This window comes from Eubacterium limosum, assembly GCF_000807675.2.
GTDB lineage: Bacteria > Bacillota > Clostridia > Eubacteriales > Eubacteriaceae > Eubacterium > Eubacterium limosum.
In genome coordinates this window covers 3,376,437-3,398,619 of record NZ_CP019962.1, presented here as the reverse complement: position 1 = coordinate 3,398,619, position 22,183 = coordinate 3,376,437, and the positions used below count along the sequence as shown (strand labels likewise).

The window sequence follows — 22,183 nt, the reverse complement described above, 5'->3', positions numbered from 1 at the left end:
ATTTATGATATTATGTTTTCAGGGGAAAGTCAAGGCATTTTATACCGGGAATACGTCAATTTCTTTTTATTAATCACAGGGCCTCTTGTTTTTTAGCTGTACATCCTCTATAATCATTATATAATAGATCAATTATATTATTATAGAAAAGAGGCTTAATATGGATATTGAAGCGTTATCCGTCAAAATATTAAAAGCAATGGGCCACCCCATCCGACTAAAAATCGTTAAATTTTTACTGGACAAGCCCCACTGTGTCTGTGAGCTGAAAGAGAACCTTGAGTTCAGCCAGCCCAATCTTTCCCAGCACCTGAAAATACTAAAGGAAGCTGGCATCATTGAGAGCGAAAAGGTTGGCGTCCAGACACACTACCATGTCGCCTTAAAAAGCACCGCTGCTCTGATTGCCGCGGCAGAAGCCATGGGCCAGGAATATCTGAGCCAGTTTAAATAAATAAAAAACGCGGCGGGTACCTGTCACTGGGTATCCGCCGCGTTTTTTAATTTACAGTTTTTTCATCCATTAAATCCCCGATATACACACCTGGCGTTTCAGCTCATCCGAATAAAACACACAGACTCTTTCCTGATAGAGCTGTGTGAGAGCTGGCTCTGTGAGGATATCCCCGGGCACTCCGCAGTGCAGTTTTCCCTGCCGGTCTAACAGGGCAACAAAGCCACCGGTATAGAATACCTGATCGGGATTGTGCGTTGTCATGATAATGCCAAATCCCTTTTCAGCCAGCTTTTTGACAAGGCGCATGGTCTTAATCTGGTTGCCAAAGTCCAGATGGGCTGTCGGCTCATCCAGAAGGATAAAATCCGGCTCCTGCACAATGGCTCTGGCAATGGTTACAAGCTGTCTCTCACCGCCGCTGATCTGCGTATAGGGCTTTTCAATGAGATGCTTTATACCTACCATATCCAGCGCCCGCTCCACCTGCTCGTAGTCGGCGTCGCCCGGGGAGCGCATTTTTCCCAGATAGGGTGTGCGTCCCATAACTACAAACTCTCTGACGGTGTACTCGTAGGTGGGAATATGAATTTGCGGCACATAGCCAATTCTCTGTGCCACCTTTTTGGGCGGCATTTTATCGACGGCTTCCCCGTTCAGCCGAATTATCCCTTTCTGCGGTGTCATCAGATTTCCAATACAGTTCAGCAATGTCGATTTTCCTGCGCCGTTTGGCCCTAAAACAGATAATATCTGACCTTTTTCAAGTTCGAAATTCACCTGATCAAAAATAACGCGGCTGTTTAAATATTTAAAACTAAGATTATTGACTTCCAGCTTCATGAGAGGTTCATCCTTTGCTTCTTAAGCAGATAAAAATAGAAGGGCGCACCGATCAGTCCGGTTAAAATGCTCAGGGGCAGCTCGGCGCTTGTGAGTGTTCGGGCAATGGTATCCACCACCAGCAGAAAAATCCCGCCGACCACAAAAGAGACTGGCAGCAGTTTCATATTATCAGGCCCTACCAAAAGCCTGCCGAGATGTGGTACGACCAGCCCGACCCAGCCGATGGTCCCGCAGATACAGACAGAGCAGGCTGTCAGCAGTGTCGCACAGACAATTACGATCATCCGTGTTGTTTTGATGGTGATCCCAAGGCTTTTGGCCTCTGTCTCTCCAAGGGACAACACATTAATCCGCCACCGCATGGCCATCAATACCACGGTGGAGATGAGCACTGCGGGGCAGATCATCAGAAGGCTGTTTGGCAGCACCTTTGCAATGCTGCCCATCTGCCAGTAGGTAATCTCTGCCAGCTGTGTCTCGGGATCGGCAATATATTTGATAATCCCCATAATGGAGTTCATAAGCCCTGTAACAATGATACCCGCCAGCACCAGCATCATATTTGAATTGTTTTTGATGATTCTGGGAATAGCGGTTGTGATCATGACTGCGATAATACCCCCGATAAAAGCACCAGCCTGCACACCAAAGGTACCGACACTGAAAAGAATGGCAAGGGCAGCGCCAATACAGGCTCCTGAGGATACCCCCAGCAAATCCGGCGCCACAAGAGGGTTTTGGAAAACGCCCTGATAAACTGCGCCGGATAAAGCCAGCGAGCCGCCAACCAGTACCGCTGCTGCCACACGCGGCAGACGAAGGGTCATGACCACGCTCTCTGTATTGGCGTCCCAGCTTCCCGGAACCGGAAAAACTCTGGACAAAAGCACTTTAACCACATCGGGAAAGGGTACCCAGTAACGCCCCAAGCACAAAGCCAGAATCCCGGCCAAAACCAAAACGAGGATCAGTCCAGCGAAAACAGCATAGTATTTCTGGTTGATTTTCTTTTTAAGTCCCGCTGTATTCATATTCTCTCCTCTTCAAGCTTTACTGGTTTACTTTTACATTATAAATGGTGTCGATTTCTTCGTCGGTTAAATCGTGATTAAAAAACTTTTTGTAGAAATCTTTAATGTCGCTCCGAATATCATAGTCCGAAAAGATTTCAGGCTGCTGGATGCTGCCCATCCACTTAAGCATCAGCGGTGTTTCCACACAGGGGGCATCCCAGCGCAGAGTCCCTACCGGGGTTTTGTAAACACGATGGTTTTTGACTGCGTCGATATTGCTCCAGTCCTGGCCCTCAATTTTGTTTTCATATAAATCCTCAGGCATGGTGTCGTCAAAATTTGAGAGATATATAATCTCAGGGTTCCATTCCATGATCTGCTCCATATTGACCTCTGCCCACTTTTTCTCTAAGCCAGCGGCAACATTGCGTCCGCCTGTCAGCTCAAGGAGGTAGTTGTTAATATTTTTGGACCCGGCGACGCTCAGCTTATTATTCTGCAGATAGAGAACGCTCTTTTGATCTGCCGCGGCAGTCATATCTTTTTTATTGGTAAAATATGTCTCGGTATCATTGTGGTAATCGATGAGCTCCTGGGTAAAATCCTCCTTGTCCAGAACCTTACCCACCAGGGCTAAGTCCTTTTTCAGGTTCTCAAGGTTTTCGGCGTAGTTCAGCATCACAGGGGTAATGCCAACAGCTTTCAGCTTTTCGGCCTCAGCCTCCTGGTCATTCCAGATAAATGCCACCTCTGGCGAAAGCTTCATAAGCTCTTCGATGTTAATGGAAAAATCCTGGGAGATTTCCCCTGTGGAAATATCCGCAAATTCCGGCGCCAGCTTAGTCATAAAGCTCTTTTTATACTGGGCCATCGCGCTGGGGTTAATGGACACAATCCGGCCGCTTCCCCCGTCAATCGTCCACACTGCCGATGCCCACGGAATCGGGGTAATGGCCACCTTGGTGATCTTTTCCGGCAGCTCTACCTGATTACCGCCCTCATCGGTTATGACACGCGCCTCCGCTTTGGCTGCATTTTCTGCGGTATTTCCGCTGCTGGCGCAGCCTCCAAAAATCAAACTGACAGCCAGACACAGGCCTGCTGCTTTTAACCATGTTTTTTTCATTTTAAACTCCTTTATTTTAGATTACATAAAAAACTGTTTTAAATACTGGTGTCCTCTTCGGCCAATGATACAATAGTCCCGTCTTACATAACGGTTTCCGCTAAGTGCGGGAAAGGGTAAAGGAACCCTGACCGCTGCACCTTCAGGAAGATACTGAAAATACAGCGGATCTCCGATGACATAGTCCACTTCTTTATCCAAAGGCCACCCAAAAGAATAAGTCTCAGCTATGGTGCATTCAACATTAAATTCATTTCTCAGAACTACGCTTACCTGGCGGTTCAGCTCATGGCTGCCGATCATCACTGCGTTTCTTACCGGCTGCTCTAAAGGCGCCGGATCCTCGGTAATGCCCTGAAACGCGGTGTCTCCGGTGATGCTTTCCAGGTACTGGTAAGCTGTCCGAACGCCGCTCACGCTGACAGGCATCTGATAAAACCATGGCGTGCCATACTGCTTTTCCATCCATTTTGCCAGCTCAAGGCCTGCTTCTGAGATGACCCAGTTGGCCTTTGCTTTTGGCGCGTCTTTAAAGTCCGAGAGCGTTCCGCCGCCCAGCCAGTAAACAGCATAGCCCAATCGCTCCAGATCGTGCGCGATCGTCTCAAATTGCCGCTGGTTTCCAAAAAGAAAGGGCGTATATCCCACAAGATTAATGCGCTTTTCGGTGTATTCACAGCGCCGCATCTCCTGTCTTGAAACGGAGGACAGTGCTTGCCGGGTGCCGTCTAGGGCATCTTGAAACCCATCGGTCTGTATGAATATTTTTTTCTTCAGCGCTGGGAAAGAACTGTCGTCAAGACCTGTCATGGCAGTCAGCGGTGTGCCGGCAATGAATGCCGATTGCCTCTTTTCTTCCCGCATGACAGCCCCGATGCCCTTCTCAATGCTCTCAGCCGCACCCAATGTCACCTGAAGGTCATTCATCTTTGAATACCAGAAGGTCTTCCCGCTGAAATTGTCAATGGATTTGGGGCAGGAGGCACAGCCTGAGCCTGTTACCAGGCAGGTACAGAGCGCACGGTCCTTTTCAAAAGCCGTCATCGCACCGGTGTAATCTGCTGCCAGGGGCGGCAGTGGACAAAGGCGCGCATCCTTTCCAACCCAGTGGTTTTCCCGAGCCGTCTCAAAGCTCCGGAGTATTTCTTCAAGCCGCTCCACAGGCTTCCTCTTTCGTTTTTCCATGGGGCCTCGCCTGAAAACAGCGACCGGCACATGATGAGGGTTATCCGCTTCTGATATCAGGGCTTCAAAATCCGTCTGTGTGAGCAGATCTGGACAGGAGACATAGAGCACCACCCCTTTTGTCCCACTGGTCATGACAAGCTCCTCGATCATCCCACGAACCCTGGGTGCATAACTGCCAAGTGTGTACTCCAGTCTGGAAACAGGGCAGAGCCTCAGACGGCTGAGCGCTTCCTTCTCCATCGCTCTGAAATAAAGAATTCGGAGACAGGCCGGCGGCCCCACTGCCAGAACACGCACACCCTCGGTCTGGAAAAGAAGTCTGGACAGCGTTTCATCTCCCATGCCTGGCTGCGCCTTCTCAACAGCTGCTGCGCCCATGACGGTCCTCCTTCTCAAGCTGATAGAGAGTCTCACCCAGGTTATCCATATCCGCGTCGGCAAGCGGCTTCGGGCATATCCCCCCTGTCTGGCTGGCTATGGCTTTGGCCAATGTCATAAAGCTTTTTTGCAGCGCCTCTCCCTCTCGCTGTTCAAAAACAGTTGTCCTCCGATAGTCCGCAAGACGAAGCGTGTCACTTTGGCAGACAGAAGCCGTAATCGGGCTGCCTGTCTTGCCGCCAAAGCACTCAACAACCTGGTGATCCGTACCGGGACGTGCCCGGTTGTGGATCAGTCCTCCAAACAACGGCTGTGTCCCGGCAGAGTACCGGACAATGCTCTTCATGATATTATTGGCGGCGTAAAGCGACATCAGCTCAGAGGAGGTGACAATATATACCTGATCCACACACTTTTTTCTCATAGGCATTGAAAACCCACCGCAGACCACATCGCCCAGGACATCATAGGTGATTAAATCCCAGCCCGCTTCAAATATCCCAAGCTTTTCCAATGTCTCCAGAGTAGTGGCGATCCCCATTCCCGCACAGCCAATACCTGCCTCCGGCCCTCCGGCCTCTACACACGCCACACCCGTCTCACTCATAAACAGGATATCCTGAGCTGTCAGCTGTTCCCCCTTCTCATTCAGCCTTTGAATGACTGTGGGAATCCGCTTTTTCATCAGACACCGCGTTGAATCAGACTTAGGATCACAGCCTATGTGCAGCACCCTTTTTCCCATTTTGGCGAAGGCGGCGGATACATTGGCCGCAATGGTCGACTTGCCAATGCCACCCTTTCCATAAAACGCAATTCTCTTACTGCTTTTTTCCATAATTTCTCCCATTAAAAAAACTCTTCTGACCGATTCATCAGAAGAGTTCCTCAACACAAGCAACACCCTCTCCCAATGATCCGTTAGGTTAGGTATAAACAAGAAATGTTGAAGTATCCTGACTTGGGTTCATTGCCAGCTGTAACAACTTCCCAGAGATTGCTCTCCAGTGTTGATAAAACTTACAGCGGCTCCCCCTTACAGTGGCGGCACCGTACCGGATTCTCACCGGTTTTCATGCAACAAGTCTCCTATGTAATTTTGCTATATTATATCACGATATCTGATAATTCACAACCACTGCAATTAACTCAATTTTTGATTGCCAGCTATCGTATTTTTTGATAGTATAATTAAAACAGAGGAAAGGAATCGTATCAATATGATCTCTATGCAGAATATGAAATACATTGTCGAGATCGCAAAGCACCACTCGATCTCCGCTGCCGCCAAGTCGCTTTTTGTCTCACAGTCAACGCTCTCCACCGCGGTTCGTGAGGTAGAGCAGCAGCTCGGCATCTCAATTTTTAAACGAAACAACCGTGGCATTGAGCTCACCTTTGAGGGACAGGACTTCTTAAACCACGCCAAGGATATTGTTGAGCAAAGCGAGTATCTTGAAAGGCGGTACAAGCATCGGAAAACAGTGCCCATGCGTTTTTCCGTCTCCACTCAGCGGCTTCCCTTCTCGGTCATGTCTTTTATACAGATTATCGAGGATCTTGAGCTCAGGCATTATGACATTGCCATCCGCGAGTGCCCGACCCATGAGGTCATACACGATGTGGCGTCCAGGCGCAGTGAGCTTGGCATCCTGTGTATCAACGAGCATTATCTCAACACCATGCAAAAGCTCCTTGATTCCAGCAATTTGAGCTTTTATGAGCTGGGACAGCTCACCACCTATGTTTTCCTGCGGAAAAAACACCCCTTGAGCGGCAATACATCCCTGACGCTGGATATGCTCAGGGAGTACCCTTTTGTGACTTACGACCAGGGGGAGGACAGCATGATGCATTTCTCGGAGGAGATCCTGTTCAATGAAATCTGGGATAAAAATATCCATGTGATTGACCGCTGCTCCAAAATTGCCCTGGTCCGCGGCACAAACTGTTTCAGTATCGGTCCGGACCTGACCAACAGCGACGCTGACCGTATGCATTCCAACATGAGCGAAGTAAGGGCTATCCGTCTTTTGGATAATGACCAGCGGCTCCACGCCGGATATATTCTCAGAAACGAGCACAGCTTAAGCGCGATCGGCGAAAAATACATAAAAGTCCTGACTGAAAAAATAAAAGCCTTTGAGAAATGGGACTGAAAAAGCATAATAAAAAGCCGTATCCACAGGAATACGGCTTTTGTAACCTTCTGCCAGGCGATTTTTTATGAAACACGGCGGGCAATAACGGCTAAGCGGCCGTCATTGAGTCCGACATTAAAGATACAGGTGGACAGCGTGAGGATCTCGTCACCCGGCTGTACACTCACATTGCTTGCGACAATGCTCTGATTCTTTATGTTTTGATAGTAGCTCAGAAAGCTCTCGTCGTCGGCAAATTCCAGCTGTCTGTAATCATAATCCTGCTCAACCACCAGCACGGCAAAAATTTCCCACACGCCGTCACCGCCCAGCTCCGGCGGTCTTCTGTACACAATTTTATTGTGCTCTGTGATAAAATTGGGATCTTTATAGTAATAAAGCAGATCGTCAAACATAACGTGCACACCGCTGCGCATGGTGCTGTGCCCATAAATCAGAGAATTCTGGCTTTTAGGCTGCCATTTATAATTCATATCTAAAAAGGGCACGCCTCTTTCATCCGACTCTCCGTTAAATGAGGTGTACAGATATTTATCATTATCGGTTGTCTGTACCACAGGGGTATCAATATTTGTCCCCTCAATGCTCAGCCAGCCAACGGTTTCGGGGTTCACCTCACGCAGTGCCGCCCAGTCAATGCTGTTATCTTCACGGTTTGTAACCTGCATTTTAAGGATCGGCGTATTGTTGGGGAAAAACTCTTTATAGAGCATCCATCCTGCCGCCCCCAGAAGGGAGAGAATGATCAGAATGATGACGATGTCTCCAACAATGCGCACCGCGCTTCTTTTTTTCTTCACTTTCTTTTTTGTCATATTTATATTCTATAGCCTTCGAGCCTGCTGTCCTTACGCATCCATATTTTAGTCCATTCAGATTTTTAAAACCCAAAGGCTTTCCACCTCCTTTTATGGTTATTCATTATATCAAATCTTTCTAAATTGATAAAGACTTAAATGATAACAAAAAGGATTTTATGCCTGTCTTAAAAAAGAATAAAGCTAAAATACGTCAGAGTTTCGGAGCCGTGGGTATAGCGCAGACCGGTTTTAATCACAATGTCCATTACGATGATCCCATACCCCTCCACCGAGGGAAAGAGCTTATCCGGATACCGGCAGGGCTCATCAGGGTAAGTACACCTGTCACAGACCAGACATCCCTCTGTCGATAAAACGAGACTGTCCGGACGATGTGTCCGAAACTGCTGAGCGACTCTGTCGGTGACTGTCTCATGCCTGACGCGGGCTTCATGCCAGCCTCTCACATTATATCGCCCCTTCAAATCCGCGACGGTAGAAAAAATCATCACATTTTTATAGGAAAGGCATTTCATCACACAGCTTTCATAGCTTCCCACAGCCGGAGGGCACGCCCAGGTCGCGTTAAATTGTCCGCAGCTGTTGCGTTGGCACAGGGTTCGTGTCTGGTCTGAAAAAAGCAGCTGGTCAGTCGTTGAAAAGGCGCATTCCTCTACGCCGATTTCCTGTGGTGATGGATGCATGAACACGCCCGGATGATTCACAATTTTTTCATCAGCATGATATGCTGTTCTCAAATTATTCATTGCTACCTCAAATCTAAAATGGGTTTAAACGCCGGTGCAGTTCTTCGCAGCAGCGCGGGCCCCGGTCTCCAGCGTCTCCTTGCATTGGGCACTGCAGAAATGGCAGAGCGCGTCTGGATTGCCCAGCTCCTTGGCCTTCTGTGGGCAATAGTACTGATCAAACTGCTGCTCCAGGAACTGGCCGTCGAAATGACTTCCTACGGGGTGGAGCGGTTTTTCTTCGATAAAAGCCAGATAAGTGCACGCAAGCCTGATCATGCTCTTCTGTAACGCTCCGCCAAGGGCATAATCCTCCAGGTATTGGTCAATCAGTCCTTTAAAGGCGTATAACCTCTTTTCACTGACGCTTTTCGCGGAGCCGTCATCCAGGACTGCAGTCTTCAGGCTGATCAGCGCCGTTACATTGTAAATGGTATTGAGCATGGTCTGATGGGCCAGAGTCCCCGGCCTGAACCTAACCTTCTGTACTTCCTCGCGCTGCTGCATCAAAACTTCCAGATCAAACATTTCTGCTTCCTCCTGAAGCTGAAGGACCAAATCATACTTTGTCATTTTTCTCCTTTCCCGCTCCTTTGACCACAAAAAAACCTTCCCTGATCCAGAGAAGGTAAAAAAGACACAAGACTGCCTGTGGTTTGTCCTATTACTCTAAATCGGAGCTTTAAGAACCTGCTTCTGAGTCGGTCTTCTGGCTCTGCAATATCATCCTTCTCCCTTCCCGCCGGCAGGCAGTGGTTACTGAGAGGCATTTTGCATTACAGCTGCGATTACAGCAAGGGAGTCGCACCCTTTTCCCATTACACAGAACAGTTTCGCTATTAAATTTTCTTTATCATATCGCTTTCTGTTGTCTTTGTCAAGAAAAAGCGCCAGAGAATGCTACTTTAAAGCAAGGAGCTGCTGATCCAGCTTCTGCCCATGCTCAGCTGAGTCGGCGCTTACAAGTTCAAGCGTCAGGTATTCGGGCGATATTCTCTGTATCAGCGCTTTTACCTCAGGATGCCTAAAGGGCAAATGGGCGTCAATCTTAAAAATATGCTCTGAACACTGCCAAAAGCGATCCCAAAAGGACTCCTTTAAATCTGGCGGATTCTGAACAATGCTCTGGACATACGCTCCTGTGAGTGACTGCTGGAGATGCATTCCATAAATATAATCACAAAGCACTCCGTGGGCATCAAGCATTTTGTTGATGTAATCAATGCCTTCCTTTTCTGTCCTCAGTTCTAAATTGGTATGCAGTAAATGGCCGGTATCGAACATGATCCCCTTTTTATCGGTATGTATTCCCCTCAGCAGCCGCTCCGTCATTTCCGGTCGGGTAAGGGTCAGGCCTGGCCACCAGAGGTTCTCGACCAGGAATTTAAATGTGTAATTTTTACCGTCCAAAAGCGTATTGATCACCTCACAGCTCGCGTCAATCACTGCCTCGTCGCTGTAATGAAATACATTGTGGTAGGTCTCTGTAAAACGGCAGTCCGAGACATGGAACACCACATACTCGGCGTTCAGCGCCTGCGCTGTTTCCAGCTCCTTTTCTAAACGGTTGAGGATACAGGATTTATCCCTTCCCTCATAGTATGTCTCCCAGTTTTCCGGTTTATCAAACTCCTTCAGCAGGGCTGCTTCGTCATTACGCCAAAGATCCATCCAACAGGGAAACATTCTCAGGTGCACCCCCACAACATCCTCCTGCGGTATTTTCTCAGGAAGGCGCTCATTCCATAACACCTGAAGCTCCAGGCCGTCCAGCCCGCGGGACTTGTAAAAGTCTTTCAGGGCATCCTGGTTTTCAAACCGGTCCATATCATGGTTGAACACGGTCATATTAATCATTTTTTTCATACTGGCAGCTCCGCTTTTCATATATTTTCAAGATTATGCAGTGTCTGATTTGTCTTTATCATAGCCCTCATACTCTGTTTTGTCAAACGCCTCTTAAAATTCTGCAGTTTTAAACTGCTTCTGAACAGGATCGGAGTTTTTAAGAATTGAATTTTTTACGTCTATTATGTATAATAGTTTTAATAGGAAAAACTCGCATAGATGACTGAAAGGAGGTTTTACGATGAAACAGCACCGTTTTTGGGCTTTTGCCGCACTTTTCTGCTTTGCCATGACCATGCTTACAGGCTATGAACGAAAATAAATTAAGTCTGACTGTTCCCATGTGTAATGCCCTGTTACCGCTGCAAAAGCATTGACACCTGATTAAGAATATGATAAAGTTTTTATAGTTATACGACTGACGGAAGTGGAATAAACCACATGAAGTATAATAATCAAGAGCCGACCGTCTGGGCAAAAGAGTCCGGATCTGTCGGCTCTTTTTATATGACATGGAGGATGATAAAATGAAAGAACTGGAATTAAAGTATGGCTGTAATCCCAATCAGAAGCCTGCCCGCATTTTCATGAAGGATGGTGAGCTTCCGCTTCAGGTGTTAAACGGAAAGCCCGGCTTCATCAACCTGCTGGACGCCTTTAACAGCTGGCAGCTCGTCAGGGAATTAAAGGAAGCCACAGGCCTGCCGAGCGCCACAAGCTTTAAACACGTCAGCCCTGCCGGCGCCGCTGTGTATGTTCCCCTGACCGACGTCGAAAAGAAAATGTACTTTATTGAGGACATGGAGCTCACCCCTGTCGCCACAGCCTATATCCGGGCAAGAGGCAGTGACCGCATGTCAAGCTATGGCGACTTTATCGCCCTGAGCGACGAATGTGACGCGGCCTGCGCCCGTTATATTTCGATGGAAGTCAGCGATGGTATCATCGCCCCTTCATTCTCGGAGGAGGCTTTAGCGCTGTTATCCGAAAAGAAAAAAGGGAATTATGTTATTCTCCAGATCGATGCCGATTATGAGCCCGCTTCACTGGAATATAAGGATGTTTTTGGCATAACCTTTGAACAGGCCAGAAACAATCAGGCCATCACCGAGGCGCTGTTTCAGAAAATTCCAACCAAAAACCAGACGCTCAGCGCTTCGGACCGCGTCAATCTCCTGATCGCACTGGTCACCCTAAAATACACTCAGTCAAATTCCGTCTGCTATGTCAAGGATGGACAGGCCATCGGCATCGGCGCCGGGCAGCAGTCCCGTGTCCACTGCACTCGCCTGGCGGGTAATAAAGCAGATAACTGGGCGCTGCGTCACCACGAAAAGGTGCTGAACCTCCCTTTTAAGGAAAATATGCAGCGGGCTAACCGGGACAATGCCATCGATGTCTATATTTCAGACGACGCTGAGGACATTTTGACCGATGATGTATGGCCAGAGTTCTTTACAAGCAAACCCGAGCCCTTATCCCGTGAGGAAAAGAAAGCCTGGTTGTCCCAGATAAGCGGTGTCGCGCTGGGCAGTGATGCCTTTTTCCCCTTTGGCGATAATATTGAACGCGCGCACAAAAGCGGCGTCACCTGTATTGCCCAGTCCGGCGGCTCGATCAGAGATGACCTTGTCATTGAAGCCTGTGACAAATACAATATCTCCATGGCCATGACCGGAATCCGCTTATTCCATCATTAAACATTAAAGCCGGGCAGCGAGGCCTTTTAGGGGCTCGCCGCTCAGCTTTTTATGGTTTTTTGACAGAGAACAGTATTAACTGAAAATCATCGCAAGAGGCTGTTTTTCCATAATAATCACAAAATGAGCTGATCACATTGATTCCTCTCTCATCCATTATTTTTTTCAGTTCTTCAATTGTATAGATTCTGAGCGGTGTCCCATATTCAAATTTGGGTTTTGTAGCTACTTCACCATATACAAAATCCCAATTTCCAAAAATATAGGTCCTTTTTTCTCTGTCCCACTCAAATTTTGATAAAGATATTGCTTTTTCTCCAATGTCCCATGCTGTACATGGAAAATGATGGTCTGCATATTCTGCATTGGCTATTTCCATAAAATGCTTTCCGCCGGGTTTTAATGCCCTCGCAATCTGATCAAAAATTTTATTATTTTCATTTTCATTTTCCAGATAACCGATTGCGCCATCAGCTAAATTCAGCACAACATCAAATTCGCTTTCAAAATTTAATTCTCGTAAATCAGCCCGGATAAAGGCTACATTTTCCAATTCTTCCTGCCTAGCGCTTTTTATGGCATCCTCCACATAGTCTTTAGTAATATCCACACCGACAACCTCATACCCTCTTCGAGCAAATTCCAATGAATGCCTGCCAAAGCCACAGGCCATATCAAGAATTTTTTCCGTACCGTTCAACTTTAAGGTTTTTATAATAAAATCAACTTCATCAGCTGTATTTTCTACCCACGACTGGTTTTTGATGTCCAGGCTCCATATTTCTTTATACCAGTTTTTTCCTAATGCTTTTAAGATTGGATTCACTTTTTCCCCTTTGCACACTATAATTTTACCCTCAAATTAATCATACTGTATAAATTAAAAAAATACTAGTCTTATATTATATTTTATGCTATTATTATCCATTAATTGTAGCTATTAATCGGAAGCATATCTTTCTACTCTTAGAACGCATTTTTAGGCACTTTGCATCACTTTAAACTATCGAAGATTTTATCTCTAAGCTTACCCGCACTTTGTCATCCAACAATTCCTTAAGGTTTCTCTTTTATTGAATTTTAATCATTGACACTTATTCAATTGCTGTGCTATCCTATATGCGAGGTGATGAAATGCGAGTATCTAAGGACCCGGAGATCCGAAAACAGGAAATTCTGGATGTTGCCATGCGTGTTTTCGCAGAAAAAGGCTATGAGAGCACAACAATGAAGGATATTGCTAAAGAGGCCGGTGTTGTAGCCGGTTTGTGCTATCACTATTTTCAAAACAAGCATGCGCTGTACCAGGAAGCCCTCACACAATATGCCAAGGCGTGCAGCAAGCCCTTTGCAGATGTTTTTAAACAGACCGGGCTGCCCTTAGCCGAGTGTATCAAAATATTGGAAAAAATATCCGAAAACGAAGCAGAAAACTATAAATACCGCGACTTTTTCGATAAAGACGGCAATGAACTCTTTCATGCCCAGCTGGAAGTATATATGTCAAAAGAGATTTTTCCACATCTTGAAGCCTATATTAAAAGCCTGATGGCGCGCGGAGAAATCGAAAAACAGGACGCACATATGCTGTCGCGCTTTATATGGGGCGGCCAGATGGCCGTCACTAACAATGCCGTCGGCTCTGTCAAAGAAAAAAACCTTTTTATACGGCAGATGCTCACCTTAATCTTAAAATAGCACCATAACCACACCCCGCCTTTACAGGCGGGTTAAAAAATAACCATTCATTGAATATTTGTCAATGAATCTAAATCAATGGAGGAATTATTATGAAAAACACCAAGAACACTAAGCAGACCACCATCGACTATTTTAACAGCACCGCGGAGGATTATGACCAAAGTCATGATGGAAAATTTGTCGAATGTATGTATGACGCTATCGTGAACCGCGTTCTTGATTTAAATCCAAAAACAATTTTAGACCTGGGCTGCGGCAATGGCAATATCATCGCCCGCCTTCAAAAGCGTCTGGACGCTGATTATTACGGATTGGACATTTCAGAGGCCATGATCGCTCAGGCCGAAAAACGGCTGCGTGATGTTCATTTTGTGGTAGGTGACGCCGAAAAACTGCCTTATGAGGCCGATAAGTTTGACGTGATTGTCTGCAATGCTTCCTTTCATCACTACCCCCACCCAAAATCGGTTATCTGTGAGATACAGCGTGTTTTAAAAAAAGACGGGACCCTCATACTGGGCGATCCAACGACCCCTTTTAAAGTGTTGACTGGCTTTTTAAACAGCGCTATGGCCCACAGCAATTCCGGTGACCACCACATCTACCATAAATCTGAAATCATTGATCTTCTCAGCCAGGAAGGATTTCAGGTCTACGGATGGGCCAAGCCCAACTATAAAACCTTTGTTTTAAACGCAAAGCTTTCATAACGCGCCACCCATCCTCTCTGCCTCAGGGCTTAATCTCCACATGGATGTAGCCACTGCTGTAATAAGGCAGAATATTCAGCCCGCAGTCCTTTGCCCCGGCGGCCAGATCCCCAACGCCCACCCCCGGGCAGTACAGATCCGCCGCGCAGCCCCGCTTGTGAAAGGACCAGCTGACGCCTCCAACCTCCTCGTTGCGCGCCTCGCACCGCACGCCCGAGGTGATGATGACCGGCCGTCCAAAATAACAGCGCAGGGCTTCGATCTTTTCTAAAAGCTCCGGCTCCATGGCGCAGGGCCAGCCATCGCAGTAGCCCGGGCAGTCACAGCAGTATTCCTCCATGGTAAAGTGAGGTGTTGCCATGAGGGGCAGAGCTTCCTCCGCCAATTCCGGCACTTCCGGCTCCTGTGGCATTTCCGGAGTAGCCGGTCCCGCAGAAGCCTCCGGCACCGGCTCCCGCCCCTCTTCCGGCGCAACGCAGAGGCTTGTTAAAAAGACGCAGGAAATTAGGATGAGAATTGACAGGATTAATCTTCGACTGATACGTTTGTAGTGATTTTTCATTGGTACTCCCTTCTTTATTTAGTAGAAGGTGGAAAGTTGAAGAAAGGGGCTTTCGCCCCTTTTTTAAACCGCTTCTTCAATGACCACCTCGGTTTTGGTGGTATCGACTCTCACGGCGCCGGTCACCTTGACCAGACCGAACCCATCGGGCAGAAAGGCGCCCTGGTCCAAAATGGCCTGTGCCCCTGCCTTGATCTCGGCATCGGTGATGCCCTCCTTGTAATCGGGAATGGTGATCTTAAACTCCTTCCCGTCCGCTCGCTGAAAATAGATGGATAAATCTTTGTTGGTTGTTGGCATTTTGTGAATCTCCTCTCGAATTTTAATTTTGTAGGGAACCACGCCCCCGTGGTTCCGCGTCATTTGATCCTTTTTACGGCACGACGGGGGCGCCGTGCCCTACCCTTTCATTCTCCATTGTTGAAATCGCTATGCGATTTCAACCAGCTCTTCCGCTGTCACCTTCACCTGCTTTTCCCGAATGGGTTCCTGCATGCCGGTGATGGCTTTGGCGGTGGCCACAAAGGCAGCATCGGTCACTTCGGGATCGACGTCGCCGTAGGTTTTAGACGATTTTACGATCTTTCCACCCACTTCCCCATGGTTCACGGTCACCTTCATCCCGACGGATTCGACGTTTTTTTCAATTGCCATTTTTCTTACCTCCTGAAATATTTTTTGTGTCTGGCGTTTTGCCTTACACTTATACAATAGGATTCTGGCTTCAAAAACGTCCTTTTCTTAAAAAACTTTTTTAAAAATTTTATGGCTCTATGCCAAATGCCTTTCTCAGACGTCGGATACCGGCCTTTCGACGCTTCTCAATGGTGCTTACTGGCGCATTCTTCATCGCAGCGATGGCTTTGACGGACATTCCGCTATAATACCGCAGCTCCAGTACTGTTTTCTGCTCTGGAGGCAGCTCCCGCATCGCTCTGTTCAGCTTCTGGCATCGCGCTGCCTTTGCCTCCTCTTCTCTTGCTGTCATGCTGTTTTCCACAGCCTGACGCTCCTGCTGGGCGCTCAGGTTGGTATCCTCCATGGTGCACCGCCTTTCTTTTTCCCTGGCGTTTTTCTTGGCCTGCTCCACAAAGTGGTGGAACAGCCGGTTTTTCAGATAAAAGGGAAACACCACGCCCAGCTCAAACTGGTAGGCCTTCAGTGTTTCCAGCAGCACCACGCCAGCCTCCTGCATGCCATCCTCATACTCTGCCGGGTTGTAGACATATTTTTGCACCATGGACAGCATTAAAGGCCGAAAGGTGTGCAGCAGCAGTTCAGAGGCTTTCTGATCCCCCGCTTTTGCTTCCCTTACCCATGTGTCTACCAGCTTGTACTTTTCCCTCATTCATCGTCCTCCCGGATGCTTTTAAGCTCCAGCACAATCCCCGGATAACGGCTCTCCACCGAATCCGAAAACTCGTTGAACAGCTCCTCGGCTTCCTCATCACTCCTTGCGAAAAAACCCATGTCTAAAAAACATTCTGCCTTGACACGGTAGGCTCGTCTCCGACGGATGATCCCCGGGCCGGTTCCATAAAAATTCTGCGCGTACATGGCGCACCTCCTGTATGTATATATATAATAAATAATAATAATATTGTTAAGATTATTAATGCCGCCGCAGGCGCCGGTGCCTTCGCCGCCACTTTTGATTTTTGGCCCGGTGAACCGACACCCGTGGCGGTCCCTCAAAATAAAATTGTGGATAACTTTTTCTATTTTTGCATCAACATTTGTTCCTCCATGCCCTCGTAATCATAGACCAGAGTCGTCTTATCCGACAGGCAGTGCGGCAGCTTCCGCGCGACCACGTTTGGACGAAGCGGAACCAGGGTATACACGCCTGCTTTCCCGCCAGTGCCCTTTTGATAACGGAGCCTGCCGCATTCAATGAGCTCGCAGCGGTAACGGATCAGCTGACGCTCTGAACAATGCAGCAGATCCATGATCCGCCTGTTTGCAACCGAAAACGTCACACGCCACAGCCATTCACCCGATACGGTCGGCAGCGCACAGTCATTATTAAACACCATCAGCACCAGCCACATGGACAGCGCGCCAACAGTAAGCTCGTGTTCTTCCAGCCATTCAAGCAGATAGTGCAGTTCTTTAAAAAAGCTCAAGCCGAACGCTCCACAACGCTGCGGATATCCTCAAACAAGTCCGCTTTGCGCTTAAGGCGCATGTTTTCCTCCTGAAGCAGCGTAAGCTTTCCTGAAAGGGCCTCATTCTTTGCGGTCTCTTGCTCAAGCGCTTTTGACAGGACTTTTACCACCCGATTATCAGCGCTCTGCTCATCCTCTGTCAGAGAATGTATTCCTCTGGTGTATTCCTCATTTTTAAATCCTGTGTTCCGCCGCGTCAAAGCCCCCGGCCTGCAGGCGTTGATGAGCCGGTCCACCCCTTCAGTGTTAATGAGCAGGGCCGTGTGCGGCCTGCCATCTGAGCACAGAACCATTGCCTTTTTCAGCATGTCCGGCTTCAGCCATTTTCTCAAAAATTTACGGTGAAAGCTGAGTTTTAAATGTCTGCACACATCAATGGCCACGTACCAGTGTGTTTTAATGTCAAAGAACAGCGGAGCTTCTTTATAGGCCATCTGCTTTTTGATCAGTATGATCATGTCCATCAGCGCTCCGGCTTCTTTATCCACGGCCCTTATCAGTTGACCTTTAAGCCACTTCAGGGCTTTGATGCACTCTGTTTCCTTCAGCGGCCGATGCTCCTGCAGCAGGACGCAGCGGATGCTGCCCAGATGGTTCATCGACAAGGTTTTCTGTTCCAGGATGATTTCTTTTTTGTTCATGGTATTGCTCCTCACTTTCAATTTACGCCCAACCTTCATACTGCTCATTCCACTGGCGGTTTTGCATCACCGCATCCACCTCACCCGGCCCAAAACCTACCAGCCAATCACGAATCTCAATCCAGCCGGTGGGGTCACTGGTATCCCCCAAATCCACATTCCAGCTCTTGCGCATGACATCCAGAAGCTTCCGGACACCCTCCATATCCACAAAGTTCTTGTACTGGAGCCTTTTCGGGTTTCCCGGATGCGGTATGGGTAAAAGCCGTACCTTCAGCTTTTTAAAATGCATTCTGGTGTAGCGTCCTGGATACTTAAAGTGAAGCATGCGCTCCACATCTGTGCTTGAGAACAGCATGTCCCCTGTCCCCAGCCAGATCATATCCACCTTGCCCATGCGGTAGTGGTCCATACAATAATAGCGCTTTTGCACCATCCCCAAATTTTGGCCGCAAAAAGCCACGGGACATCCACACTCGTCCCAGGAATGATTCTTTCGTACCAATTCTTTCATTGTGTACCTCCTCATAAAATGTGTTTTTCGCCATCGCTGACGTTAAACCCATTATAGACCCGCTAAGGAGATTGATCTTTATACTCCGCGTTGGACGAATGATGTTCGCAGACGATCCATTAACCTATCAGATCGCCGTTACTGTCGGAGCAGCAGAGACGAAGCCGGTTATACCAGTTTTTTACGGGCTGTTCCTCCCGATCCGATGCCACCATTGTCTGCACAAAAGCCACCATGCGCTTAAGCCTGAGCCTCCTGTGGTCCTTGCGGCTGGGCTGCTCCCCTCTGTGCCGCTCAAGCGTTACCGTCTCCGGGTCCACCCACAACACCACAGGCCCGTGAAAAGTGTTATAAACCATGCGGACCTTGCGCTGAAAATCACGCACAATGGCGGTCTCATGGTCCATCTCAAAGCAGTAGCCCACATCTTCAAGCAGTGTCTTAAATTCCCGGACAATCACATCCTCAAACACCTCCGATAAATACCGCGACCGCTTGACCATCTCGGGCAGCAGAAGCCGATGGCAGTACTGTAATTTTCTGAAATACTCAAGCCGCCTCCGATTGCGGCAGTCCGGACAAAAAACAACCGGCACCAGGAAGATGATGACTCCCTGGGACCGGTTGATTGTAATGCGCACCGCGAAACCATTTAAATTTAATTTTCTGCCGCACTTGCGTGTACCTTTTTTACTGTGTTTTTTCTTTTTACGCCGGTTGATGACAGTGTACCGGCTGTTTCCTTTCCGTTTTTGCTTTAATCTGCGCTGCTTTCTCCTCTGGGATTGGGGACGTTTGCATTTTTCTGCAGAGGACTTCACCCCTTCCTCAAGCACATCCTTTTTCGGGTCAATGTCGTTATGGCACCGCAGCACGACATCATCCTTCAGAAAAACCTGAATGACCTCCGGGACATAGCCGAAAAGGGTCTTGATTAAAATGAGCACTGTCTGCAGCGCTTTATTGGGGTATTTTTTGATCGCAGCCGATAAGGCCTCCCCTTTTTCGATGATGGTCTGCTCACTGCAGAGATGGTGTGGGATGGTTTTGGACATGGTGGGTTCTCCTTTGGGATTGTATTTTTATTTTTTGTTGATTTTTTCGGGCAGTGGGCGGACAGTGTTTTACAGGTTTTGGGCTGGCGTTTTGCAAAAAAGAAAAACCGGCAAGCGAAAGGCGGGTGCCTTTGCTTGCCGGTTGATTGGTATGTGTCCCGGAAACCATGGTTGAAATATTATTTACAATAATTATATACTCGCTTTTATTATTTAAAGAATCCTTTTATTAATTTAATCAATTCAAAATTTCCTGTTTTAATCATTTTGAAGTAGTTGATTTTTAACTCCTTTAATACAACACTCGGCCATTTCCAATTGTTATAACATAATTCAACGGTTGCCTGCAATATAATCAGAGCATAAATCCCAAAATTTGTTTGTGTTGCAATTAGAAGCTGACCGATTAGTATAAAAAACGCTGATACTATTGATGCTTTTACATAAGGAATCTTGTTTGAAAAGCTTATATACAAAACGAAAAGTGAATGCTGTCCTTCAAGGAGCCAATGGGCGCTAAGTAATAAAAACATTTGAAATGGTAATTCTGTATTAGAACGTATTAATTTCAAAAAGGGAATTCCAACAAACGTCACCCCAATAATTCCTATTACAAAAATCAATAAATAAATGACCACTGCTAAAGATAATTCTCGTAAACTTTTTTTAGTATTTCCACTAATTTTGGTATTAATCATTTTAGGCTCATTGGTGGCAAAGAAGATTTGTGCAACACCTTGTATGACCGCTACTAATTGCATACACAATCCATAAGACGCTGTAGCTTCCAATCCAATAAAAGCAGAACATATTAAAGTGTTGCCCTGCGTTACAACGAAAGCACATAAATTAACAATTCCTGTTTTTTTAGCATTGTACCAAATTTTTTGTATTAATCTTTTTACCTCATCAATCTTTATTGAACCTGAAATCTTTTTTCGATTTTCTGAAACTTGCTTATTTCGAAATAAAAATTGTTTTGATAAAAAACGTAACACAAAACCACTTAACATATATGCTAAAGAAAGAGCAATAATGCCTCCTCCTAAAAACAATCCTATCAATGACACCAAAATTTGAACCAGCTTAGAACAAATTACTGAAATTTGTGCCTGCTTAATGTCACCAATTCCCTTTAGCGAAGTTGTCCAATAATTGTAAAAAATATTTAAGAATACGGCAAAGCTATAGATAACCCACGCAGGTGCATATACAGCAAATGACATATTGGCAGAAATGAACATAATATAAGCGCTGCCAATTGTTAGCATAATAACCAAAGCTAACCCTGCAATAATCAAGCTTACATATTTACATGCTGATAATACTTGGAAAAAAAGAACATAATTTGGCTCTGTATTAGAAATTGCTGAAGAACCTTCTTTCTTTATTTCTGAAACTCCGCTCCAAGCATAAGTGATATTCCGTATTAATGTAGGACTAAATCCAAAGTCAAGCAAATTGACCAATGCTCCCACACTTAAAAATGTATACCAAAGCCCCAGTTCATTTCCCTGAACTAATCGTAGTATGAACGGCATTAAGAGGACATTCGTTCCTAGATTAAAGAAATATCCCAAATAACTCCAAATTACATCCTTTTTTCCTATTTGTATTGCCATTAAGAACCATCCATTTTTTTGTATTTAAAATTTTTCTATCTTTTCCGCAACCGATGCAGCATCAATCCCTTTTAAACAATGCATATGCTCACGACCACCGTATTCATAACAATAGCCTTGACTATGGTCAAGAGCTATTCTTTTTACTTTTGTATTAATTCCATTATCCATAATGATTTCACATATCATTGATCCCATACCACAAGGGTATGAATGCTCCTCGAGTGTTATAATTTTATCGTAATTTTGAAGTTCTTTAATAAGCGCTTGTTTATCGGGCATAATTCGAAACATATCTATTATGCTGACACTTTTTTCTTTTAAAATCTGTTGTACTTCCAGAGCCGTTTTCACAGTGCTTCCAATTGCGATTAAAAGCGTCTTTTCAATGTTTCCAAAACGATAAAAGCCTTTATCTAAATCAATTAATTCAGTATTTTTATAAATGTTTTCTGGTGTGGCTTTATCCACACGCACATATGCACCTTCATCCGATGCGAGTGTGTATTCGGCAACTTTTTGGGTCAAGCAGTTATCGGATAAAGAGAAAATATTCATATTTGGTAACATTCGCATCGCTCCAACATCCTCAACAATATGATGGGTCGGTCCGTATTCTGCAAAGCTGTAGCCCATTCCCTGTCCAACAATGGTTATTGGCAATTTCATACCACTAATTAAAAGACGTATTTGTTCATAACATCGTAAGACTATGAATGGGACACAGGCATATACAAACACTTTTTTACCAGATAGCGCTAAACCAGCAGCCACGGTTATCGCATTTTGTTCAGCAATTCCTACCGAAATAAACTGGGCAGGCATATCTCTACGGAATTTATCTAGAGAAGCAGCCCCCAAGTCAGCTGAAACAATGACAATATCACTATCGTTTCGTGCCCGCTCATAAATCACATCCCAGAATGTATCTCTTAAATTTGCATTCATT

At 46.4% G+C, this 22,183-nt stretch carries 26 protein-coding genes and 3 riboswitches; of the genes, 5 read left to right on the top strand and 21 right to left on the bottom strand.

All coding sequences use genetic code 11. The annotated features are described in order from the left end of the window. Positions 1 to 160 precede the first annotated feature (160 nt). A complete protein-coding gene (locus B2M23_RS15915; RefSeq protein WP_038353817.1) occupies positions 161 to 454 on the top strand; it encodes an ArsR/SmtB family transcription factor in 294 nt (97 codons plus the stop codon). Between the two features lie 69 nt (positions 455 to 523). On the opposite strand, the gene B2M23_RS15910 is transcribed toward B2M23_RS15915, so the two are convergent. Genes B2M23_RS15910 through B2M23_RS15890 form a run of 5 tightly spaced genes read right to left on the bottom strand, consistent with a single transcriptional unit; the run spans position 524 to position 5,843 of the window. Next, positions 524 to 1,297: an ABC transporter ATP-binding protein gene (locus B2M23_RS15910; RefSeq protein ID WP_038353818.1), complete on the bottom strand. Its 774-nt coding sequence runs from the start codon at positions 1,295 to 1,297 to the stop codon at positions 524 to 526. Next, positions 1,294 to 2,331: a FecCD family ABC transporter permease gene (locus tag B2M23_RS15905; protein WP_038353819.1), complete on the bottom strand. Its 1,038-nt coding sequence runs from the start codon at positions 2,329 to 2,331 to the stop codon at positions 1,294 to 1,296. The genes B2M23_RS15910 and B2M23_RS15905 overlap by 4 nt, the downstream gene beginning before the upstream one ends. Positions 2,332 to 2,350: 19 nt before the next feature. Beyond that, a complete protein-coding gene (locus B2M23_RS15900) occupies positions 2,351 to 3,439 on the bottom strand; it encodes an ABC transporter substrate-binding protein (RefSeq protein ID WP_038353820.1) in 1,089 nt (362 codons plus the stop codon). A gap of 21 nt (positions 3,440 to 3,460) precedes the next feature. Beyond that, positions 3,461 to 5,005, bottom strand: a complete 1,545-nt coding sequence (locus tag B2M23_RS15895) for a nitrogenase component 1 (RefSeq protein ID WP_038353821.1) — start codon at positions 5,003 to 5,005, stop codon at positions 3,461 to 3,463. Then, positions 4,986 to 5,843, bottom strand: a complete 858-nt coding sequence (locus B2M23_RS15890; protein ID WP_227207240.1) for a nucleotide-binding protein — start codon at positions 5,841 to 5,843, stop codon at positions 4,986 to 4,988. Before B2M23_RS15890 ends, B2M23_RS15895 begins: the two co-directional genes overlap by 20 nt. Positions 5,844 to 5,936: 93 nt before the next feature. Then, a riboswitch (cobalamin riboswitch) is annotated at positions 5,937 to 6,102 on the bottom strand. Positions 6,103 to 6,225: 123 nt separating this feature from the next. Between B2M23_RS15890 and B2M23_RS15885 the strand changes: the two genes are divergently transcribed. Next, positions 6,226 to 7,164 (top strand): LysR family transcriptional regulator, encoded by a 939-nt coding sequence (locus B2M23_RS15885; RefSeq protein ID WP_038353823.1) that lies wholly within the window; start codon positions 6,226 to 6,228, stop codon positions 7,162 to 7,164. Between the two features lie 65 nt (positions 7,165 to 7,229). Here B2M23_RS15885 and B2M23_RS15880 read toward each other — a convergent pair whose 3' ends face one another. The 4 genes from B2M23_RS15880 to B2M23_RS15865 all read right to left on the bottom strand — a co-directional run bounded on the left by B2M23_RS15880 (position 7,230) and on the right by B2M23_RS15865 (position 10,579). After that, positions 7,230 to 7,982, bottom strand: coding sequence for a class B sortase (locus B2M23_RS15880; RefSeq protein ID WP_038353824.1), 753 nt, complete (start codon positions 7,980 to 7,982; stop codon positions 7,230 to 7,232). Between the two features lie 170 nt (positions 7,983 to 8,152). After that, positions 8,153 to 8,734: a DUF2284 domain-containing protein gene (locus B2M23_RS15875; RefSeq protein WP_081571256.1), complete on the bottom strand. Its 582-nt coding sequence runs from the start codon at positions 8,732 to 8,734 to the stop codon at positions 8,153 to 8,155. A 24-nt stretch (positions 8,735 to 8,758) separates the two neighbouring features. After that, a complete protein-coding gene (locus B2M23_RS15870) occupies positions 8,759 to 9,286 on the bottom strand; it encodes a DUF2115 family protein (protein WP_052237447.1) in 528 nt (175 codons plus the stop codon). A 109-nt stretch (positions 9,287 to 9,395) separates the two neighbouring features. Then, positions 9,396 to 9,554: riboswitch (cobalamin riboswitch) on the bottom strand. 59 nt (positions 9,555 to 9,613) lie between these two features. Continuing rightward, positions 9,614 to 10,579: a TIM barrel protein gene (locus tag B2M23_RS15865; RefSeq protein ID WP_052237448.1), complete on the bottom strand. Its 966-nt coding sequence runs from the start codon at positions 10,577 to 10,579 to the stop codon at positions 9,614 to 9,616. 386 nt (positions 10,580 to 10,965) lie between these two features. Beyond that, positions 10,966 to 11,044: riboswitch (ZMP/ZTP riboswitch) on the top strand. 44 nt (positions 11,045 to 11,088) lie between these two features. Between B2M23_RS15865 and B2M23_RS15860 the strand changes: the two genes are divergently transcribed. Further along, positions 11,089 to 12,261, top strand: coding sequence for a phosphoribosylaminoimidazolecarboxamide formyltransferase (locus B2M23_RS15860; RefSeq protein ID WP_038353825.1), 1,173 nt, complete (start codon positions 11,089 to 11,091; stop codon positions 12,259 to 12,261). Between the two features lie 49 nt (positions 12,262 to 12,310). Here B2M23_RS15860 and B2M23_RS15855 read toward each other — a convergent pair whose 3' ends face one another. Further along, the gene (locus B2M23_RS15855) at positions 12,311 to 13,087 is read right to left on the bottom strand and encodes a class I SAM-dependent methyltransferase (protein WP_242945817.1); all 777 of its coding nucleotides are present in this window, start codon (positions 13,085 to 13,087) and stop codon (positions 12,311 to 12,313) included. A 308-nt stretch (positions 13,088 to 13,395) separates the two neighbouring features. On the opposite strand from B2M23_RS15855, the gene B2M23_RS15850 reads away from it, so the two are divergent. Both B2M23_RS15850 and B2M23_RS15845 read left to right on the top strand, forming a co-directional pair. Next, positions 13,396 to 13,959 carry a TetR/AcrR family transcriptional regulator gene (locus tag B2M23_RS15850; protein ID WP_038353826.1) on the top strand — a complete coding sequence of 188 codons (564 nt, stop codon included), beginning with the start codon at positions 13,396 to 13,398 and terminating at the stop codon, positions 13,957 to 13,959. Positions 13,960 to 14,051: 92 nt separating this feature from the next. After that, complete coding sequence (locus B2M23_RS15845; protein WP_038353827.1) at positions 14,052 to 14,672, top strand: class I SAM-dependent methyltransferase; 621 nt, start codon at positions 14,052 to 14,054, stop codon at positions 14,670 to 14,672. Between the two features lie 22 nt (positions 14,673 to 14,694). On the opposite strand, the gene B2M23_RS15840 is transcribed toward B2M23_RS15845, so the two are convergent. From B2M23_RS15840 to B2M23_RS15790, 11 genes are all read right to left on the bottom strand, one after another. Further along, complete coding sequence (locus tag B2M23_RS15840; RefSeq protein ID WP_052237449.1) at positions 14,695 to 15,234, bottom strand: YcbK family protein; 540 nt, start codon at positions 15,232 to 15,234, stop codon at positions 14,695 to 14,697. Positions 15,235 to 15,297: 63 nt separating this feature from the next. Next, positions 15,298 to 15,534, bottom strand: coding sequence for a DUF2922 domain-containing protein (locus tag B2M23_RS15835; protein ID WP_038353828.1), 237 nt, complete (start codon positions 15,532 to 15,534; stop codon positions 15,298 to 15,300). Between the two features lie 129 nt (positions 15,535 to 15,663). Further along, positions 15,664 to 15,888: a DUF1659 domain-containing protein gene (locus B2M23_RS15830; RefSeq protein ID WP_038353829.1), complete on the bottom strand. Its 225-nt coding sequence runs from the start codon at positions 15,886 to 15,888 to the stop codon at positions 15,664 to 15,666. A 109-nt stretch (positions 15,889 to 15,997) separates the two neighbouring features. Next, on the bottom strand, positions 15,998 to 16,582 hold the full coding sequence (locus B2M23_RS15825) for an RNA polymerase sigma factor (protein ID WP_038353830.1): 585 nt from the start codon (positions 16,580 to 16,582) through the stop codon (positions 15,998 to 16,000). Next, positions 16,579 to 16,791: a hypothetical protein gene (locus B2M23_RS15820; RefSeq protein WP_038353831.1), complete on the bottom strand. Its 213-nt coding sequence runs from the start codon at positions 16,789 to 16,791 to the stop codon at positions 16,579 to 16,581. Before B2M23_RS15820 ends, B2M23_RS15825 begins: the two co-directional genes overlap by 4 nt. A gap of 161 nt (positions 16,792 to 16,952) precedes the next feature. Further along, complete coding sequence (locus B2M23_RS15815) at positions 16,953 to 17,360, bottom strand: hypothetical protein (protein WP_038353832.1); 408 nt, start codon at positions 17,358 to 17,360, stop codon at positions 16,953 to 16,955. After that, a complete protein-coding gene (locus B2M23_RS15810) occupies positions 17,357 to 18,043 on the bottom strand; it encodes a BRO-N domain-containing protein (protein WP_038353833.1) in 687 nt (228 codons plus the stop codon). Before B2M23_RS15810 ends, B2M23_RS15815 begins: the two co-directional genes overlap by 4 nt. 22 nt (positions 18,044 to 18,065) lie before the next feature. Next, complete coding sequence (locus B2M23_RS15805; RefSeq protein WP_038353834.1) at positions 18,066 to 18,557, bottom strand: hypothetical protein; 492 nt, start codon at positions 18,555 to 18,557, stop codon at positions 18,066 to 18,068. A 119-nt stretch (positions 18,558 to 18,676) separates the two neighbouring features. Continuing rightward, positions 18,677 to 19,612 carry a hypothetical protein gene (locus B2M23_RS15800; protein ID WP_038353835.1) on the bottom strand — a complete coding sequence of 312 codons (936 nt, stop codon included), beginning with the start codon at positions 19,610 to 19,612 and terminating at the stop codon, positions 18,677 to 18,679. 209 nt (positions 19,613 to 19,821) lie between these two features. Next, positions 19,822 to 21,234, bottom strand: a complete 1,413-nt coding sequence (gene wzx / locus B2M23_RS15795) for an O-unit flippase-like protein (RefSeq protein WP_038353836.1) — start codon at positions 21,232 to 21,234, stop codon at positions 19,822 to 19,824. A 24-nt stretch (positions 21,235 to 21,258) separates the two neighbouring features. Then, a complete protein-coding gene (locus tag B2M23_RS15790) occupies positions 21,259 to 22,182 on the bottom strand; it encodes a transketolase family protein (RefSeq protein WP_038353837.1) in 924 nt (307 codons plus the stop codon). Position 22,183 lies beyond the last annotated feature (1 nt).